Genomic DNA, 18576 nt, shown 5'->3' with positions numbered 1-18576 from the left:
AAATTCACAAACTAGAAAATGTTTAAAGCCGTTAACCGGAATATATGTTATAAACATTTGGAAAATATGACGGACAAAGTAGTCTGTTTCTTTTAAAAGATATATTGTTTAAAAAAGCTATACAAAAAATACGCATCATTTCATAATATTGTCTTAGTAAGGGCTTTCAATTTTCATCCTTATCTTTATCAATTATGTTACGATTATGATTAGATTAATAAAAAGGAGAGATCACGGTGAAAGCATTTGTATTAAAAGATAAGATCAAACCTGGTACAGGTACTGCAAAGCTGTATTATGAAGAAGTAGAGACTCCGAAAGCTGGAGCTGGTGAAGTTGTTGTCCGTTTAAAAACAGCTGCATTGAATCGAAGAGATGTCTTTATCCGTCAAGGTCTTTACCCGGGAATTCGTGTTCCCTCTATTCCTGGTTCAGATGGGGCGGGAGTTGTTGCTGAGATTGGTACAGATGTTACAGGGGTTGAGATAGGAGATGAAGTGGTGATCAACCCTAGCATTGGTTGGGGTGAAAATCCTGATTATCCAGATGCAAATTTTTCTGTTTTAGGAGTTCCAATCAATGGTACATACGCCCAATATATAAAAATTCCGGTGGAAAATGTATTTCCAAAGCCTAAGCATCTAACATGGGAAGAGGCAGCAGCTTTGCCGTTAGGTGGACTTACTGCATATCGAGCGGCCGTAACGAAGGGAAAGGTGAAAGCGGGCGAAACGGTCATTATTCCTGGCATTGGGGGTGGAGTGGCCACATTGGCATTACAAATTGCATCTGCCTTAGGGGCACATGTTTATGTAACATCCAGCAGCGATGAAAAAATCAATAAGGCAATGAAGCTCGGCGCTACAGGAGGCGTGAATTATCGACAAGACGACTGGGTTAAACAATTGTCAATTATATCAGGAGGTGCAGACCTTGCGATTGATTCCATTGGAGGGGAAACATTGAAGGATCTGATCCATTTAGCCAAATTGGGAAGTAAAATCGTTTCCTTTGGTGCTACACTAGGTCCTGTAAATCATCTTCTCATGCCGCGCATCTTTTTTAAACAACTGACAATTATGGGGACAACAATGGGGAACCGTAATGAATTTATCGGGATGCTGAATCTTTTTAACGAGCATAAGCTGAAGCCGGTTGTCAGTGAGGTCTATCCACTGGAAAAAGTAGAGGAAGCTCATGAGCAAATGGAAGCAGGCGGCCATTTTGGAAAAATTGTATTAGAAATTCCCCAGTGATTTAAAGGAATTCATTCCGAGCTCGTATCTTGCAGCAATGGAGAATTTTTGAAATTTTATCATTTCTTTCTTTTTATGCACTTGTTTGGGTGGTAGAATGTATGTGTTAAAGTTTATGTGAACAAACTCGATTTGTATAAAGCTGATTAAAACAAGACATAAAAAAGGGGAAATTGTTAAAATGACAAGCAGAAAAGAGAGAAACAAGGAGAAAAAGCGTTCTAAAATAAGGTTTGCACCTTATTATATAGCTTTTATCATTCTCATCGTTGTTGGCGGCTTTTTTTTCTCTTCGTTTTTAGCGAAAGAAGATGAGCGTACATCAGAAAAAGGGGTAGTAAGAGAAATAGGAGCCAATGGTAGTATTCCGCAATCAAATAAGCAGCCTCTGTCGAAGGAGGAGCCAATTGTAGAGACAACGATTAAAATTAGTGCAGCAGGGGATTTTACGCTCGGTACAGATGAATCATTTGGTTATCATGGGACATTTGTTCATGAGGCCGATCAAAATGGCCTCTCTCATTTTGTCGGTGGATTGAATGATATTTTTAAAAATGATGACTTTTCAACCGTAAATTTAGAAACGACGTTAACAAATGCTACAAAAAAAGCTGAGAAAAAATTTCGCTTTAAAGGAGATCCCTCCTATGTAAAAATCCTTACTCTAGCTGGAATTGAAGCAGTAAATCTTGCAAATAATCATATTCATGATTATTTGCAGCAAGGCTACGAGGACACAATCACTACATTGAAAAATGAGAATATCGGTTATTTTGGGTATGAACATAAATTCGTCACGACCATTAAAGATGTGAAAGTAGGGGCACTAGGCTATGAAGGCTGGGCGGATACGACAGAAATTCGCAGTCGTATTGCAAAGGATATTTCTGAATTGAGAGAGCAGGGTGTTGAAATTATCTTGATTCATTTTCATTGGGGAGTTGAGAGAGAATATGTGCCAACCCAATCGCAGCAAACTTTGGCTCGCTTTACCATTGATAATGGAGCCGATTTAGTGCTTGGCCATCATCCCCATGTTGTACAAGGCATTGAAGAGTATAATGGGAAATTTATCGTCTACAGCTTAGGTAACTTCATGTTTGGTGGAAATCGCAATCCAAGTGATAAAGATACATTTGTTTTTCAGCAAACCTTTCATTTAAAAAATGGCAAGTTAACGGATAAAAAAGAAATTAATATAGTTCCTTTTTCTATCTCATCTCAAACGAACCGTAATGACTATCGTCCGACGATGCTACAAGGGAAAGAGAAAGAACGTGTCAAACAAAAAATAATTGATGTTTCAAATCGTATAAAAGGTTCGGAATGGCTTCAATACGAAGTGGAAGAACAGGTAGACTAGCTAGTCTACCTGTTCTATTTTTTTCTTTCTAGTTCTTGTTGCAAAAACTGCGGCAATGAAAAACAAGCGCTTAAAATCGATTTATTTACGTAGCGTGTTTCTTTTGTAGGACAAATTTCAGGGTTAAGCTTCTGATATTTTTTCGTACCAATCGTAAAGCTCCATAACCCCCCTGGATAGGTTGGAACTACAGCAGTGTATAACATTGCGGTAGGGAAAATTTCGCTGATTCTTTCGTAGCTTTGTTTCATCGTCGCTGGATGAAAAATGGGTGACTGGCTTTGACAAACCATTAATCCATTATCCTTTAATGCAGTAGCGATATTTTCGTAAAATTCTTTCTCAAATAAGGCGGTTGCAGGTCCTACAGGATCAGATGAATCAATGATGATGACGTCATACTCTCCAGCCCTTTCCTTTATAAAATGAACGCCATCCTCGTAGTAAAAATGAACGCGCTCATCTTCTAAGTGGCCAGATATTTCTGGTAAAAATGTTTTGCTTGCGTACACAACTCTTTCGTCGATCTCTACCATCTCTATTTGCTCCACCTGGTGGTAGCGACAAATCTCTCGAGCAACGCCACAATCGCCTCCACCGATGATCAGAACTTTTTTTGGATCAGGATGAATGCAAAGAGGAATATGGGAGATCATTTCGTTATAAATATAACCATCAACTGAAGTGGTTTGCACTACACCGTCTAATACAAGCATTTTTCCAAAATCATAGGAATCTGCAATCATAATGTCTTGAAAGGGAGACTGCTCTTCAAAGATAATATTTTTAATTCGGTAACTTATCTTCAAATTCTCTCTTTCATCTTCAGTTAGCCATAATTGACCATCCTTTTCAGTTAAATATTTCTGCGCTAAAAACCCCATTATATAATCATCCTCCATTTGAGTATGTATACATGAAAGTATATCATACGAGGACAAATAATTAATCAGCAGGGCTGGCTTCGACGGCAATTTCATATGCAGCTAACACATTTTTAGTTTCATCATGATCGTTAATTCCGATTAAGTACTGGTTGTTGTCATCGTCTGTTTGTACCTCCATGACGATTGTATCTTCTTGATCGTGTTCAGCCCTAAGAAGGGCATAAGTTTTATCGTTCATATCAAATAAAGCCTCTACTGCAAACAATATTTCAGAACCATCTTCCTCTACCACTGTAATATAATCTCTTAATTCATCACCCATTTTTCCACCTCCCAATCATCGACATTATTATTACATGTTTGAACTATGTCTTTTTTTCTTGATATGATGAAAAATATGTTTAGAAAGGAAGATTGGAAAATTTGATAGGCAAGGGAAAAAGCGGGGACCTTTACTACATTGATGGAGATCGCAAGGAGACTGTGAAGATAATGGAAGAAGAGGAAAGTGATCAGTGGACGAAATCTATCCAAATATGGAAATGTTTTCTGCGGATGTTCAAAATTGTTATGAAAAAACTGGACAATTAAACGTTCAACCGCCGGTGAAATACAATACTTAAGGAACACTAGCTAAAGCTGTGTCAAAGTCGGAATGTTTGATTTTGACACAGCTTCTTTCGTCGAAAATCAGCGATTTTAATCTTGTGTCTATCCTTTCACTGTTGTACATATGTCTTGTAGCTTCATAATCTTTGTCATAAGTAAAGGCATCAGGAGAAGCGGTTTTATTTTTGAGCGCTTTCAGAGAGCTTTAATGCTGTCTCAGTAATTTGTAAATCAACCTGGAGTTGTTCACTTAAGTCATAGGGGTGATAAATGCCTCTCTCAATCATAAAATTCGTTATTTGCTCATGTGTTATGACTGCATTTCTTAACTCTTCCCGAAGTCCTGCCCGCAATTCTGGCGTTGTTGTTTCTGTTATCGCGAAGGCCAGGTTCCGAATCCCAGCTTTTGTTGAAACAAGGAAATCTGTCGCAATCACTTTATCAGTCATTGCGCCCATCCCCATTACTGTTTTCATGAAATTATTCATTTCTTTCGCTCCTATCTGTTAAATAAGCCTGCAGTTTGCTAATAAATGCCGTTCCCGCCGTCACTTCCTGGGTAAGAATGGCTTTTAATTCAGGATCTTGAACAAGCTTATTCATTGTTGCTGATTTTGTCAGAGTTAAATTTTTAAAAACTAAAAGTTCATGCACTTCTAATGTTTCATGCAGAGCTAAATATTTGGTCATCGTCTGTCTCCTTTCTATCTTGTTACTAATATTGCATTTCTGTTTGAGCAATTATTCATTATTCATTAATGGGTATTAATTACCAAAAACTTGAATGTTAAAGTCGCTCTTTGCAGGGGAAAGTAACGATGTGTAGGGGGTGAGAATATGGGCAGTGAGTCAAAGGAAGTGTTAGCTTTTCATGAAACAATGGAGACCCATGAATTACTTAATTTTAAAACGATTTGTTTAGTCAAAGCTAAGCTCATGCAAGGCCTGTGTTTTGATAATGATTTAAAAGCTTTAATGGAAAAAGATGTTCAACAATCGATGCAAGCGATTCAAGAATTGAAGGAACTTTATGCAGGAGCACGTACAACGCTTACATGAAATGAGGTGAAAAAATGAACGAAGACTATTTAGATCCGAAGTATGCAGAAGGAATGCCAAAAATGGCCGATTCTTCAGTTGCGCTTGATTTTCTGTTAACGATTAAAACAGGAATTCGTTATTATGCGGTAGCATTAACGGAAACAGCCAGCAGTGCTTTAAGGGAAGCATTATTTAAACAATTGGATGCGGCGATCGATCTTTATGAAGAAACAGTACAACTTTTGCTAGAAAAAGGCTGGCTCTATCCGCATGATCTTGGAAAGCAGATAGAGCTTGATCTTAAAGCGGCAGATATGGCTTTAGCGATCGCTGAAATGGAGTTATTTCCCCGTGATACGGATCGGCTTGGTACATTTGCAACTCCATTCAAATAAAACAGATATAAGGGGTGAAAAATAATGAAGGCTGTTACATATCAAGGAATAAAGGACGTAGCCGTTAAAGAGGTCAACGATCCGAAGATAGAGAAGGCAGATGATATTATTGTCAAAGTAACAAGTTCGGCTATATGCGGTTCAGACCTCCATTTAATTCACGGAATGGTTGCTAATATGCCGGAAAATTTTATCATCGGCCATGAACCAATGGGAATTGTAGAAGACGTTGGTCCTGAAGTAACAAATGTAAAAAAAGGCGATCGAGTTATCGTTCCTTTTAATATAAGCTGTGGTCATTGCTGGTATTGCAGCCAAGGTTATACGAGTCAGTGTGATGAAGCTAATCCACATGGAGACATGGGCGCGTATTTCGGCTATTCTGAAAACACAGGCGGGTATGCAGGCGGACAAGCGGAATATTTACGAGTTCCATATGGGAACTTCACCCCATGGCGATTGCCGGATGATTGCGAAGTAGAAGATGAACAATTAGTTCTCCTCTCTGACGCAGCAACGACTGCTTACTGGAGTGTTGATAATGCCGGTGTTAAAGAAGGAGATACGGTGATCATTCTTGGCTGCGGACCGATTGGTTTGCTAGCGCAAAAGTTTGCATGGTTAAAAGGAGCAAAGCGGGTAATTGCTGTTGACTATATTGATTATCGATTGCAGCATGCTAAAAAAACGAATAACGTCGAAATTGTTAATTTTGAAACGGAAGATCAGCATATTGGCGAATATTTAAAAGAAATGACTCACGGAGGTGCTGACGTAGTCATTGATTGTGTTGGCATGGATGGGAAAATGACTCCCCTTGAATTCCTTGCAACAGGCATGAAATTACACGGCGGCTCGATGGGAGCGATTGTAACAGCGGCACAGGCGGTTAGAAAATGTGGCACTATTCAACTGACAGGAGTATATGGGATGCGCTATAATGCTTTTCCACTTGGGGATATTTTTCAACGAAATGTGGAATTAAAAATGGGGCAGGCACATGTAATCCCAATCATACCTCAGCTATATCAGCTGGTAAGTGATGGGAAGGTGAATTTAGCTGATATTGTGACCCATAAGCTTCCGCTTGAACAGGCAAAAAAGGGTTATGAGTATTTTGATACAAAAACAGATCACTGCATCAAAGTCATTCTAAAGCCTCATGAGTAGTAGAGAGAGATATTCTCCCTACTACTTTTTTACTGATTATTTTTCCATTTGCAGCATTTTTTTACCATGCTTATTTATGAAGGCTTATTTCGGGAAATCATTGGCTTCACACGTCTCTGAGACTGATGTTTTGTTTCATTTTTCAAGAAACAACATCATTTTGAATGATTCATAGCATAAGCAAGTAAAAGCAGACGCGCAATCATTAGTTATTTTTAAAAGACTTGACATTATTTGTTCTCAAGCATGCTCAGTCCCATTTTCCAATTTATCTTATTCTAGACTTTTGAAGCATTTTGTAGAAATTAATCGAAATCTTGCCCATTTGCAGGTATAATGTTATCTTGGCGAGATTAGTTTTATTAAGGGAGGATTAAGATCGATGGAATGGGCTTTAACTGGGCTATTTGTCGCAGCAGCATTGTTATTTATGTTTTCAATGTACAAAAATAAGCAGGCTTCAAAGAATGAGCAGCGTGAAATTGACACAGTCTACATGTCGATGATGGAGGAAATTAATAAGCTCCAAAACCAAATTCGAGATCTAGCTCTAGAAAATGAAGTGTTTTCACAAAAAGTAGGACTCAGTGAAGAAGAGCGACAATTACAACGAGAATTACTGGATTTATATAAGAGAAACTATACAATCGAGGGTATTGCAACGAAGCTTCAGCTTGAGCAGGTTCAAGTTGAAGAATTACTCGCTCCATATATGTCATCAAAAAGTGAAGGGAGAAGGGGAGCGCATGCGAATGAAAGCTAATTTGCTTAATAGCTTTGCTGCTGGTCTTCTCGTCAGTGCCGGTATTTGTGGAATCGTTTATTTTTCTCAGAAAACTCCTGTTGGGAAAAATGAGCAAACCACAGTAAATTCTCCCACAGAAGAAGAGATGAAAGAAAGCCTATCAACCGCAGGGTATATTATCTTAACTGATTCAGAGTGGGATGAGCAAATCGCCACTGTGGAACAAGAAGCTCAAGCAAAGGTACAGAAAGAGCAAAAAGAAAAAGAGGGGCAAGCAGATCAAGCTAAACAGAAGGAAAGCGAAAATGTAATCTATCGAACAATCGTTAATGTTGCACCAGGTATGACCAGTATCGATGTTGGCAATGCACTAGTTCAAGGGAAAATAATAGATAGTGCAAGAACGTTTTTTGATGAAGTTGAAAAAAGAGGACTCTCTAACGACTTAAAGCCTGGAACGTTTGAATTGGATAGCAATATGACTTTAGATGAAGTAATGAAGATCATTTTTAAATAATTTATGGTGATTTTTTTATCACTTTTTAAAGGTGCAACTTTTTTGTTGCACTTAATTTATAATTAGATTTCCTAGCATCCTCAGCTTGAAAACAGGAATAAAGATGCATAAGAAAACAGAACATATATTCCATTTTTTATGTTATAATGGATAAGCAATAGTAAGAAACTCAAGGGTGGTCAGCACATCCCCAATTGAAGGGGGGTGATGCTGTGACGGTATTTGAAGCATTGATGTTTGCGTGTGCCTTTGCAAGCTTAATCATCGCTGTCCTGTCATTTAACCAAAAAAAATAACCCACCCTTGAGCTGACCGGCCTAGGTGGATTATCCTGAAAATGCTGATCCCCCTTGAAAGGGACCTACTATTGTATTGACCGCTAAGTGTTACCAGCACTAAGCGGTTTTTTTAATAACTTTAAAGCAATTTTATTATACCTGATTCAATAAAAAAAGAAAATAGGAGTGTTCTTGCTTATCGACAATAGTATTTCCGCTTGTACATGAAAAATAATATTTAAAGCTCTTCAAAAGGTCAAAACAGGAAAAAATTGTAATAAAAAAATCTTATATCCTCAGCATTTGATAATTTTCTTCCCATAAATTTAAAGTGAATTTTGTTAAATTGGCGGTATTTTTATTTTTAAAAATAAATGCTGCGCAAATTGGTAATCGTTAATCAATAACTATTTTTAAGTGAAAATGACTGCAATATTATGCAAGGATATCATTTGTGTATGCCGCTCTAACAGAATCAATTTGAAAAACGATGAAAGGGATCATAATAATGAGATGTGATCTTTGCCACAATGATTTTTCCTTCTTTATGCTATTCTTTTCTTATATCTAATAATGGAGGTTACGATATGAGCTGTGGATGTTCAAGTTTAAAGGATGGAAAAGCTGTAGTTGATCATGTGAAGAGCAAGGGAAAAGCTCAAGAGGCGACAAAAATCGTCCATGAAATTAACTGTGAATGCGGAGAAACATTTATTTTTAATAAAGTGATTATGAACTGCCCTAAATGCGGAATGACATATGCTGTTACTCCTTGTAGTTCGGGGGATATAAACAATATTAAGAAAGCTGGAATAAAATACGCATAATTAGATATGCAAACTAGAAAGATATTAATTCAAAAAGCAAGAGGAAAAAACAATTGTTATTTCCTCTTTGCTTTGTTGGAGGATTCCTGCCATTTACATGTAGGTACATGTTACGACTCCAAATCGGATGTGAAATCATCTAGTAAAAAAATGAGTGGAAAAGCAATCCCCTTGCACTCTTTATTTGGCATCCGCAACTAGTTCAAAAAACCCAACCCTATTCCTATGAAAACTTCCAGCAACATTAGCCTTTTTTTAAGGGTATACAACATGCAGGTAACTAGCGAGCTTCCAGCAGTTCTTTTAAGTGATAGGAGGGAATCGCCAAGCCGACACGCTTATTGAGTTCATCTGAGGAGATCGTTGCAAATATAATAGCAATCACTTCTCCTTCTTGATTGATAACAGGACTGCCGCTATTGCCTTTATAAATTGGCGCATCAATCGCCATCGTTGGTACATCCCAATCTTGAAGCTGTATACTGTCTACGATCGTCCCTTCATTAGCGATTTGCGTAAAAGCGAGCGGGTTGCCGATAAAAGTGATTTTGTCGTCAATAAATGTCTCCCAGTTTGGTTCGTCAGATACATAAAGAGTAGGCAAGTCTGTCGCGTCAATCTTTACGAGAGCAAGATCTAGTTCAGGCTTTCGGGCAATTACTTTGCCAAGATAAGATCCTTCTTCCTTAAAATGAATTCGAACGGTCTCTGTATGGTCAACTACATGATTGTTTGTCACAATCAGACCATCAGCATCAATATTGAAGCCTGTTCCCTTTGCGCCATCCCATTCAATCGTTACAACTGATTTTTTATATTTACTCACTTCTGGTGTTTTAGATAGTCTTTGAGAAACTTCTAGGAAACGGATCGCCGGAATATTGACGATATTAAACCATATTTGTAACGTGCTGATTAGTAAAGTAAAGGCTAGAATGCTCCCGATGATCTTCATTATGAACGAGCGTCGTTTTTTTCTTTGCGTTTTTTCTTTTTCCCATTGTTCATCTATTTCTTCGTTAAAAAATTCCTCCCAATCTATCTCTTCCTCCTGTTTTTCAATTGATTCCTTCTGCTCTCTGTCCATTGAAACCCTCCTGCTTTTAGGAGTCTTTTCTTTTAGTATAAAGACAGTCCTCATTTAAATAAAGAAATATGGGAAAAATCGAGAATAAGCATTTCATTTTCTTTCTGGAACATCAATTGGTAGTATATAACTAAATTCATTTCATTAAGCGCTGCTTAGCTAAGAAATGAATGCTGAAAGGACTTTTAAAATAAAGGCTTTGTTATTTGTCGATGTTGATTTATGACTTATTTTCTTCTATCGAACCTTAGGTTTACAAAAAATGAGTCAAAAATGGTTTTAGCAAAAGCATGGTTTAGCAAAGTCAAAAGGAAAGGAACGTAACGATGTCAAATATAAATGTACCTGTATCTGTGCTTAATCTAGCTCCTATTCGAAAGGGGCAGGGGGCAAAAGAGGCGATTGAAGCGATGGTTTCCTTAGCCCAGGCAACGGAAGAGCTCGGATATTCAAGATACTGGATTGCTGAACACCATAATACTCCAACATTAGTGAGTTCGGCTACTTCTATCCTCATTAAACATACCCTTGAGCATACAAAAAGCATTCGTGTTGGTTCCGGTGGAGTGATGCTTCCCAATCACTCACCGTTAGTTGTTGCTGAGCAATTTGGAACAATGGCAACCATTTATCCAGGGCGTTTGGATTTAGGATTAGGTCGGGCACCGGGAACGGACATGATGACTGCCAGTGCCTTGAGGAGATCAAAAAACGATTCCGTCTTTACGTTCCCAGAAGATGTACAAGCATTATTAACGTATTTTGGCCCTTTGGAAAATCAAGGCTATGTAAAGGCGTATCCAGGTGTTGCAACAAATATTCCGATTTACATTCTTGGTTCGTCTACAGATTCGGCATATTTGGCAGCAAAATTAGGATTGCCATACGTGTTTGCTTCCCATTTTGCACCGAGATATATGGAGGAAGCGATATCGATATATAGAGATCGATTCCAACCGTCAAACTACTTGGACAAACCTTATATGATGGTATGTTTGAATGTGATAGCAGCAGAAAGTGATGAAGAAGCAAAATTTGAATCGACGACCATGCAGCAATTTTTCTTGAATGTTGTCCGAGGAACCCAAACGCCTTTAAGTCCCCCAGTTAAAACGATGGATGGACTTTGGAGCCCGCATGAGGAGCAAATGGCGACCTCCATGTCGAGTGTTACACTAATTGGGAGTAAACAGTCCATTAAAGAACAATTGACAGCATTCCAAGAAAAGTATAATGTGGATGAACTTATGGCTGTCTCCTATATTTATGACCCAGAGAAGCAAAAGCGCTCTTATGAAATTTTAAAAGAAGTGGTTTCAGGGAAATAAGCTGCTCTTAAAAAACAGGGGGAAGATTCGCTCTTTTCTCCTGTTTATAATGCTGGCAAAAATCAGTATCTACAAGTTTATTTCTATAAGTAGCTGTAGTTATGGTGCAACCTTCCTGTTCAATACTGAGGAAGGTTTTATTGTTTAAATTGAAAAAAGAGGTGTTTTTTAAGTTGACAAAAGTAGGGTTAGTCATGAGAAAAATCCAATTTACTGAAGCGCAGGGACCGAGGATTTTTGCCGAAAGACTTCAAGCGCTGAGCGCTGAACTGGGTGTAGAAATTGTTTTTATTTCACCGCAAAGACATGTTAGCGGATACGATTGGATTCCAGGCTATGAGCATGAAAAAGGTGATCTCGTCAATTATGATATTGTTCTTGAGCAAATTAATTCGCATAAGATTGAACATGTTATTTACACTGTTTCTGGTTTTACTTATTTAAAGATGTTTTTAAAAAATAGTGTACTTTTTCCCCATAGCTTTCCTGATCCTGCTTTAACGGGGTATGAAATGATGAAGCCGTTTTATCAAATGGTCGACAAGGCAATTGTTCAAACTGAGTTTTTAAAAAGGGAAATGTCGCGCAATTTTGGTGTTGAGGATGTCTCAGTCATTCCGATAGGTTTTAATGAAGAGCTGGCCAATCAATATTATGATCCGAGTTTAGTCGTTGATAATCGAATTTTATGGATTGGAAGAGACGAAGAAAATCGCCGCCCGGATTTAGTCATTGATTATGCCCGTAACAATCCAGATAAAGAAGTATTTATGGTTTTTGGTGGCGAGAGATACCGAAATACGATGAAGAAATATGATATTCCAAGTAATGTTAAATTACAATTCGCATTAACACAGGATGAGGTTTTTACATTGATGAATTCTGCTAAAGTTTATTGGAACAGTTCGAAATTTGATACGTTTGCCATGCCTTTAACTGAAAGCTTAGCGATGGGAAAAATCGTTGTGAAGCCAGAGCACCCCTGTTATGATCATATAAGTGCCAAGCACTCTTTCTCAGGAAATGAGAAAAATTGGTTTGAGTTAGTCAATATGGCAGCAGCACTGCCGCTTAAGACATCAACAGGAAATCGAGACTATGCCTTTGATGCTTTTTCCAGCACCGTCATGAAAGAAGGATATCGCAAGTTCTTTAGCGAATGGTTAAAAGACTAAGTGCTAGGAGTGATTGAGATGCATTCAAGAGCTGAATATCCGTATATATATTTTCATCGTGAGCCTGATATCGTTTTTGTTTATAAAATTGAAACAAACGATTATATAACCATTTCTAATATGCATCAAGGTGGTGATTGGAGTACATATAAGTTGTGCAATTCTTTTGCGGAATTTAACCATTTCGAGGTAGAGCCCATTCAAGGACGCGGATATTTCGTCAGTATGGATGATTTACACCATGTCGTTCAAGCAATCAATCTCTATATCCAAAAATATCGCGATCCAGCGAAGGATTTGTACCCATATCATCTTGTTTCATCTGAATCGGGAGCTGGAGCATTAAAATATTCATTACAGAGTCCGAAAAAAGTGATTGGTTTCCCTGATTTCTTGGCGATTGGACCACTGTGGAAATTGAATGAAGCGAGGGGACATGCAGCGCGATTTGAATGGCTAAGGGAAAATATTAATTATGAGGATGAAGATTTTGAACTTGAAGAAAAAGTAAAGAATACGTTAAGAGAGATTGAAGATATTCCAGCCGAGGCTCCTCTTTACATATGGTATAGCAATAATATTGAGGAACAAATATGTTTGCGCTATTTTCTGAAGCTATTAAACAAAAAGGAAAACGACATCATTCTGATTCATTCGAATCAACAGCTCCATATATCACAACTGGAGCCGGAGTCTTTGCAAGCAATATTTGCAGAGAATAACGGTAATGCACCTTTAACCTTTGCAGAGCGGCATTTCTTACAGGAAGAGTGGAATCGCCTTACGGAGTCAAAAGGAGTGCTTCATCTGTGGAAAAATGATGAAATTAGGCACGTTCCTGAAAACTATTATGATCAGCATTTGATGAAGATGCTGCAAAAGCTTCATGATGATCAAGAGAAGAAGGATTTTATAAATGCAGGATTGTTGTTGGGAAATATGGTAGATGAATTAGGAGTCAACATTAATCTATTTTATTTAGAATATCGGCTTCGCTATTTAATTTATAGTGGACAACTTGCGTTAAAAGGGATTCCGAAATCGATGAGGCATTATAGTGTGATGCTGCGGTGAATTTTCTTGAATAGGATATGGTCGTCTAAGGTAACGTTTTTTACATGCGTTGCTTCAAATGGTTTGGCAACTAATTCATTTAAAAATGGAAGAAGAAGTGGACTAAACTCATTTTCAGGTCGTAAAGTTAAGAGCTAGTAAACTTTTTAATCAAATAAATGTGTCTAAAAAGAATGAGTCCACTATGTATATTTTCTGGCTTTCATAGTGGACTTTAGTCATCTAGAAGACTTTCGATTATTTCCTTATATTAGAACTTGTGTTCTTGTTTTTAGAAATGAAATAAATAACAGGTGCGAAAAGGATAAGAAATATAGAAATAATAACTACAAAAGGAATGATACCGTAAAAATATAAAATAAAACCTAATGCAATGAGCGTCGTTGCTACATAAAGTGTTTTCGCCATCATTACACCTCCAACCAACATTTTAGCATCATTTTTATTCCTTTCAATCGCAAAATCCCATTTATAACTATTATACTGGAAAATAGTGTTAGCGACATTGTTTAAATGAAAAATTTCTCCCATTTTTATAAAGGATTATAAAAACAATTTGATTGCCTTACAATACACCTCTAAAACAGGGAGACGGCTTTTTCGATCGAAAGTAGCAGCAGGAATGCTTCAGCTTTTGTGATTACAACTATTCTAGTTTCAGTTTATTACAGTATCTACTCCACAAATGAGGTAGCGATGTTTTTAAATAATGGAATCAATTCATTTATGGGAAGTATATATTGGTATGATTTAACGTTTCAAAAATTAATCATGATGACGATCATACTTACGTATGTGCTAGTACTCAGCTTTGCTCTTTTAGCCATTGTGGTTTCGAATATTTGTAAACATTACATTTCGCTTATTGTGCTGCAATTGCCAATCTTTGTTACTATCTGTATATTAATTACTAGAGGATATTTACTAGGGGAAGCGTACCATATTGTTTAACAAAGCTAAATAAAAAGGGGTGTTCAAGATGAATTATGTAGATGCATTAAAACAATATATTACAGCGACGAATACGCATGATTTTGCCAATGTAAAAAAGCTTTTGCATCCTGAAGCTGTTTATTGGTTTACAGATAAAACATGCACTACCATGGAAGAAATTAGGGCTTATTTCGAAAATGCGTGGGAGCTGATCAAGGAGGAGGTCTATTCTGCCAATGATGTCAAATGGATTTCTGTGAATGATCACAGCGCAACCTGCCTTTATCAATATCATTATGAGGGCTACTTAAATGGGAAATTCGTGAAAGGAAGCGGTCGTGCAACAAATGTCTTTATCAAGGATGAACATGATCAGTGGAAGCTGATCCATGAGCATTTAAGTAGTTTGTGAGAAACGATAAGATGGAACTAACATCAAGAGCTTCTTTAGTGCTTCATCTTAAGTCACGGGCTTATGACAATAGGAAATTAAAGTGTATGTCACACTCAAATTAATAAGGTACAATTAATTCGTGTTGGTTGGAGACAAAAAGATGCAACTATTCAAACCAAAAAAGGTTTTAATCTTCGTATCATTCGTTTCCTACCTGATCATATATGTTCCCATTTAACCGATTTCGCTACTCAAAATTCGATCGCTTTAGTCAAGATTAGTGATTATGTGAGCTTAGAGAAATGAAGGGGATATGTTCCTCTATTTATCTACGTATCTCAAGTTAGAAGGTTGGCTTATTGAAAATAATGAATAAGTGGGATAATGATGAAGAAGACGAGTAAAGATTGTAGCAATGTAATTACGAGATCTTGTGGCCACTTTTTGTTCTGTTGGGAATAGCGGTGAAGAAGTCTATGAAAGATAAAGAAAATCACCCAGATAGATAAGAGTGATAAGATCATGTCAACAGCGGATAATTCAAACATATTGAAACCCTCCAATCTTGTCCCAGCTCAAAAGGAACTAAAGATTTCTTTATCTGAATTTTATAATAAATGAGGAGGAAATAATTTGCAAATCTTTTTTAACTATAATTGGATGGTAAGAAAAGAATGGTATCAATTATGTGAACAGTTAAGCGAGGAGGACTTATTGAAACCCCGAGTGGGAGGAATGGGAAGTATATTACGAACATTCTTTCACATCATTGATGTAGAGTGGAGCTGGATTCGGATGCTAGAAGGCAAACCTGATATTCAGGAGAACTTTGACGATTATAAAAGCTTAAAAGAAATTCGAGCTTTGGATGAGCGATATCATTCTGAAGTCTCAGCCTTCGTGAGAGACTGGGATGCGAGTAAGGAAAATCAGATTTTGCATCTTACCTTAGAAGATGGAAAGGATGTGAGCCATACTTGGGGTGAAGTGGTACGGCATATCATTGCCCATGAAATTCACCATATTGGACAATTATCAATTTGGGTAAGAGAAATGGGGATAAAGCCAGTATCTGCTAATGTTATTGAGCGGGGGCTCTCAACTTACTCGAATAAAAATTAGAATTTTTTAAAAGACTACTCCTGATTTTAGTGAGTTCTACTTTGAGCATTTTTATTAATTATTTTTGTAATTGCAGCCGAATTTTCGGAATAAAGTGTTATTTATCACTCAGTTTTATACTCTTCGTGAAAGTTAAAATGATTTGATTTCAGTAAAGAAGAGAAGAACTTAAAGTTTTTCTCTTCTTGTATTTTTAGGGTGAAGATCAAATAATTTTGGTTTTCTTCCAATGTTGACTTGATAGTTATTATTATCTAATTTCTTTTTTCTTTTATCCCTCTCGATAAGGGTATCAAGCTTTTGAATGGCCTTATTTAATTCCATTTCACTTAATTCGCCCTTAGCATATAGGCTACATAACATTCCATATGCAATCGCTTTTGTATCAATGTCTATATTCACTTCCAGATCTACATCTGAGTTCCCGCTATGTCTGACTATTGTATTGAGTTTATTTTCAACAGGTTTCTGCATTTTTCCCCTCCTATATGAATAAAAAGGGGATACAAGGCACTGGTTAAGTATCCCCTTTTTAACATTGAATTAACGTCTTAGTTTCTGATCTTGATCCTGATCTTGATCCTGCTCCTGATCGGAATCAGCTTCTGATCTTGCACGTACTCTCGCAAGTGATTCGCTATCTACTTTAATGTCTAGATCGACTTTAGAGTTCCCACTGTGTTTAACAAAGGCTCTTGCGATATTCACGTTTTTGTCTTTAAGTTTAATATCTGTTTCATTTTCTGCATCGTTATCGTTTCTAGTGTCAACATCAACGTCAACATCACTACGATGACTTTTGGAACTTCCAAAAATATCTTCGTTTCTCCACACTTTGCTCATTCATTTTTCCCTCCTTTTTATTGAGCTACTTTATATTATTCCCTAGTTAAGATCATGCTTGGACAAGTGTTTAATGTTATGTGATTAAATGCGTGCATTTTTTTAAAATTATAATCTTACGAGGAACAACGAATAAAAATAGTCTATTTAATACGTAAAACTATCTCGTTAGCTGGCTATACTCATGCTGAATAAACCCTAATCTATAGGTATATAGTTTTCTAGATTTTACTCGTTAACTGAATTTGGTTGCATACTTTATATCCAAGTAGTCTTGATGTTTAGACGTTCCCAAAAAACACTGTTATCAGTGCCCCACCCAAACCTCCTATTAAAACAATGACCCAGGGAGGTACTTTCCAAAACATCAACATGCTGAAAAGAATAGCTGTGAAAGCAAAATCTATTGGAGTAAGGATGGAACTTACCCATATCGGTTGATAAAAAGCGGAGATTAAGATTCCAACAACTGCTGCATTAACCCCCATTAATGCTCCTTTAACTTTCGGATTTCGGCGAAGAGCCTCCCAAAAAGGCAGTGTTCCAAGGATGAGTAAAAACGCAGGGAGGAAGATGGCGACTGTTGCGAGCAGTCCACCTTGCCAGCCATTCATAACGGCACCTAGATAAGCAGCAAAGGTAAAGAGCGGTCCAGGTACTGCTTGTGCAGCTCCATAACCGGCTAAAAACGCATCTTTACTCAACCAGCCCGTTGGTACAAACTCACGTTCGAGTAATGGAAGTACAACGTGGCCACCTCCAAAAACAAGGGAACCAGAACGGTAAAAGCTATCAAACATGGCGAGCCAATTTAAAGATGTTACTTCTCTTAAGATAGGCAACAGGAAAAGGAGCGCAAAAAATATTGTTAAACATGCGATAGCAAATCCTTTCGAGATAGGAAAATGAATGTTTGAGTCTTGGCTATCTTGATGATTTTTATATAGGACGAAACCGATTAGAGCACAAATGAGTATGACCCCCACTTGTGCAAAAGCAGTTTGTGATAATAATGTCGCAACGAGTGCGAATAAAGCTAATGCTTTTCTTTTTAAGTCAGGAGTTAAATTTTTTGCCATCCCTAAAATCGCGTGTGCAACGACGACAACGGCTACTATTTTTAACCCATGAATCCAACCGGCATCACCAATATTGACTCCTTGCAGAAGTAACGCAAAAATAATTAAGGCTAGAACTGAGGGGAGAGTGAAACCGATAAAAGATACGATTCCTCCTACAATTCCCGCTCTCATTACACCGACTCCGATTCCAACCTGGCTACTTGCTGGTCCAGGAAGGAACTGACATAATGCGACTAAGTCTGCGTAGTTTTTTTCATCCATCCATTTTCTTTTTTGAATGTACTCATTATAAAAATAACCCAAGTGCGCTACTGGCCCACCAAATGATGTAAGCCCTAATTTAGTTGATATGTATAGAATCTCAAGAAGTGCTTTTATCCTGTTGTTCTGTTGGTTTTGTGTCATAGAAATCTCCTTTTGGTTAATCTCCTTAAAAAGTTCATATGCTTT

Annotated in this window: 23 protein-coding genes; 14 read left to right on the top strand and 9 right to left on the bottom strand. The window is 37.4% G+C overall.

Features of this window, described 5'->3' with window-relative positions:
• The first annotated feature begins 236 nt into the window (after positions 1-236).
• The gene (locus FCJ93_RS15105; protein WP_095306149.1) at positions 237-1256 is read left to right on the top strand and encodes a zinc-binding dehydrogenase; all 1020 of its coding nucleotides are present in this window, start codon (positions 237-239) and stop codon (positions 1254-1256) included.
• Between the two features lie 181 nt (positions 1257-1437).
• Positions 1438-2619 (top strand): CapA family protein, encoded by a 1182-nt coding sequence (locus tag FCJ93_RS15100; protein WP_095306148.1) that lies wholly within the window; start codon positions 1438-1440, stop codon positions 2617-2619.
• A gap of 14 nt (positions 2620-2633) precedes the next feature.
• Here the strand turns inward: FCJ93_RS15100 and speE are convergent, their stop codons facing one another.
• From speE to FCJ93_RS15080, 4 genes are all read right to left on the bottom strand, one after another.
• Positions 2634-3503 (bottom strand): polyamine aminopropyltransferase, encoded by an 870-nt coding sequence (gene speE, locus FCJ93_RS15095; RefSeq protein ID WP_095306147.1) that lies wholly within the window; start codon positions 3501-3503, stop codon positions 2634-2636.
• A 61-nt stretch (positions 3504-3564) separates the two neighbouring features.
• Entirely contained in the window at positions 3565-3828 is a 264-nt protein-coding gene (locus tag FCJ93_RS15090) for a DUF1292 domain-containing protein (protein WP_095306146.1), read from the bottom strand.
• A gap of 466 nt (positions 3829-4294) precedes the next feature.
• Complete coding sequence (locus FCJ93_RS15085; protein WP_095306145.1) at positions 4295-4603, bottom strand: spore coat protein; 309 nt, start codon at positions 4601-4603, stop codon at positions 4295-4297.
• Positions 4596-4805 carry a hypothetical protein gene (locus FCJ93_RS15080; RefSeq protein ID WP_095306144.1) on the bottom strand — a complete coding sequence of 70 codons (210 nt, stop codon included), beginning with the start codon at positions 4803-4805 and terminating at the stop codon, positions 4596-4598. Before FCJ93_RS15080 ends, FCJ93_RS15085 begins: the two co-directional genes overlap by 8 nt.
• A gap of 147 nt (positions 4806-4952) precedes the next feature.
• Between FCJ93_RS15080 and FCJ93_RS15075 the strand changes: the two genes are divergently transcribed.
• From FCJ93_RS15075 to FCJ93_RS15050, 6 genes are all read left to right on the top strand, one after another.
• Positions 4953-5174 carry a spore coat protein gene (locus FCJ93_RS15075; protein ID WP_095306143.1) on the top strand — a complete coding sequence of 74 codons (222 nt, stop codon included), beginning with the start codon at positions 4953-4955 and terminating at the stop codon, positions 5172-5174.
• Positions 5175-5188: 14 nt separating this feature from the next.
• Complete coding sequence (locus FCJ93_RS15070) at positions 5189-5551, top strand: spore coat protein (protein WP_095306142.1); 363 nt, start codon at positions 5189-5191, stop codon at positions 5549-5551.
• A 24-nt stretch (positions 5552-5575) separates the two neighbouring features.
• Positions 5576-6721 (top strand): zinc-dependent alcohol dehydrogenase, encoded by a 1146-nt coding sequence (locus FCJ93_RS15065; protein WP_095306141.1) that lies wholly within the window; start codon positions 5576-5578, stop codon positions 6719-6721.
• 382 nt (positions 6722-7103) lie between these two features.
• On the top strand, positions 7104-7484 hold the full coding sequence (locus FCJ93_RS15060) for a hypothetical protein (RefSeq protein WP_095306140.1): 381 nt from the start codon (positions 7104-7106) through the stop codon (positions 7482-7484).
• Positions 7474-7983, top strand: coding sequence for a hypothetical protein (locus FCJ93_RS15055; RefSeq protein WP_095306139.1), 510 nt, complete (start codon positions 7474-7476; stop codon positions 7981-7983). Before FCJ93_RS15060 ends, FCJ93_RS15055 begins: the two co-directional genes overlap by 11 nt.
• A gap of 865 nt (positions 7984-8848) precedes the next feature.
• Complete coding sequence (locus tag FCJ93_RS15050; RefSeq protein WP_137744062.1) at positions 8849-9088, top strand: hypothetical protein; 240 nt, start codon at positions 8849-8851, stop codon at positions 9086-9088.
• A gap of 280 nt (positions 9089-9368) precedes the next feature.
• Here the strand turns inward: FCJ93_RS15050 and FCJ93_RS15045 are convergent, their stop codons facing one another.
• Positions 9369-10175 (bottom strand): S1C family serine protease, encoded by an 807-nt coding sequence (locus FCJ93_RS15045; protein ID WP_137744061.1) that lies wholly within the window; start codon positions 10173-10175, stop codon positions 9369-9371.
• A 326-nt stretch (positions 10176-10501) separates the two neighbouring features.
• Here FCJ93_RS15045 and FCJ93_RS15040 point away from each other — a divergent pair, with 326 nt between their 5' ends.
• The 5 genes from FCJ93_RS15040 (at position 10502) to FCJ93_RS15020 (ending at position 15097) form a co-directional block, all read left to right on the top strand.
• Positions 10502-11503 carry an LLM class flavin-dependent oxidoreductase gene (locus FCJ93_RS15040; protein WP_137744060.1) on the top strand — a complete coding sequence of 334 codons (1002 nt, stop codon included), beginning with the start codon at positions 10502-10504 and terminating at the stop codon, positions 11501-11503.
• A gap of 173 nt (positions 11504-11676) precedes the next feature.
• Entirely contained in the window at positions 11677-12678 is a 1002-nt protein-coding gene (locus FCJ93_RS15035; RefSeq protein ID WP_137744086.1) for a glycosyltransferase, read from the top strand.
• An 18-nt stretch (positions 12679-12696) separates the two neighbouring features.
• Complete coding sequence (locus FCJ93_RS15030) at positions 12697-13752, top strand: DUF1835 domain-containing protein (RefSeq protein ID WP_137744059.1); 1056 nt, start codon at positions 12697-12699, stop codon at positions 13750-13752.
• Positions 13753-14448: 696 nt separating this feature from the next.
• The gene (locus tag FCJ93_RS15025) at positions 14449-14703 is read left to right on the top strand and encodes a hypothetical protein (RefSeq protein ID WP_137744058.1); all 255 of its coding nucleotides are present in this window, start codon (positions 14449-14451) and stop codon (positions 14701-14703) included.
• A 28-nt stretch (positions 14704-14731) separates the two neighbouring features.
• On the top strand, positions 14732-15097 hold the full coding sequence (locus tag FCJ93_RS15020) for a YybH family protein (protein WP_137744057.1): 366 nt from the start codon (positions 14732-14734) through the stop codon (positions 15095-15097).
• A 338-nt stretch (positions 15098-15435) separates the two neighbouring features.
• On the opposite strand, the gene FCJ93_RS15015 is transcribed toward FCJ93_RS15020, so the two are convergent.
• Positions 15436-15627, bottom strand: coding sequence for a hypothetical protein (locus FCJ93_RS15015; protein ID WP_137744056.1), 192 nt, complete (start codon positions 15625-15627; stop codon positions 15436-15438).
• Between the two features lie 85 nt (positions 15628-15712).
• Between FCJ93_RS15015 and FCJ93_RS15010 the strand changes: the two genes are divergently transcribed.
• Complete coding sequence (locus tag FCJ93_RS15010) at positions 15713-16201, top strand: DinB family protein (protein ID WP_137744055.1); 489 nt, start codon at positions 15713-15715, stop codon at positions 16199-16201.
• Between the two features lie 168 nt (positions 16202-16369).
• Here the strand turns inward: FCJ93_RS15010 and FCJ93_RS15005 are convergent, their stop codons facing one another.
• From FCJ93_RS15005 to FCJ93_RS14995, 3 genes are all read right to left on the bottom strand, one after another.
• Positions 16370-16675, bottom strand: a complete 306-nt coding sequence (locus tag FCJ93_RS15005; protein ID WP_137744054.1) for a hypothetical protein — start codon at positions 16673-16675, stop codon at positions 16370-16372.
• Between the two features lie 69 nt (positions 16676-16744).
• On the bottom strand, positions 16745-17044 hold the full coding sequence (locus tag FCJ93_RS15000) for a hypothetical protein (protein ID WP_137744053.1): 300 nt from the start codon (positions 17042-17044) through the stop codon (positions 16745-16747).
• Between the two features lie 281 nt (positions 17045-17325).
• On the bottom strand, positions 17326-18531 hold the full coding sequence (locus tag FCJ93_RS14995; RefSeq protein WP_137744052.1) for a chromate transporter: 1206 nt from the start codon (positions 18529-18531) through the stop codon (positions 17326-17328).
• Positions 18532-18576: the final 45 nt, after the last annotated feature.

Source organism: Robertmurraya siralis, assembly GCF_005502275.1.
GTDB classification, from domain to species: Bacteria; Bacillota; Bacilli; order Bacillales; family Cytobacillaceae; genus Robertmurraya; species Robertmurraya siralis.
Note: the sequence above shows the minus strand (reverse complement) of the source record. Positions and strands in the feature narration are given on the sequence as shown.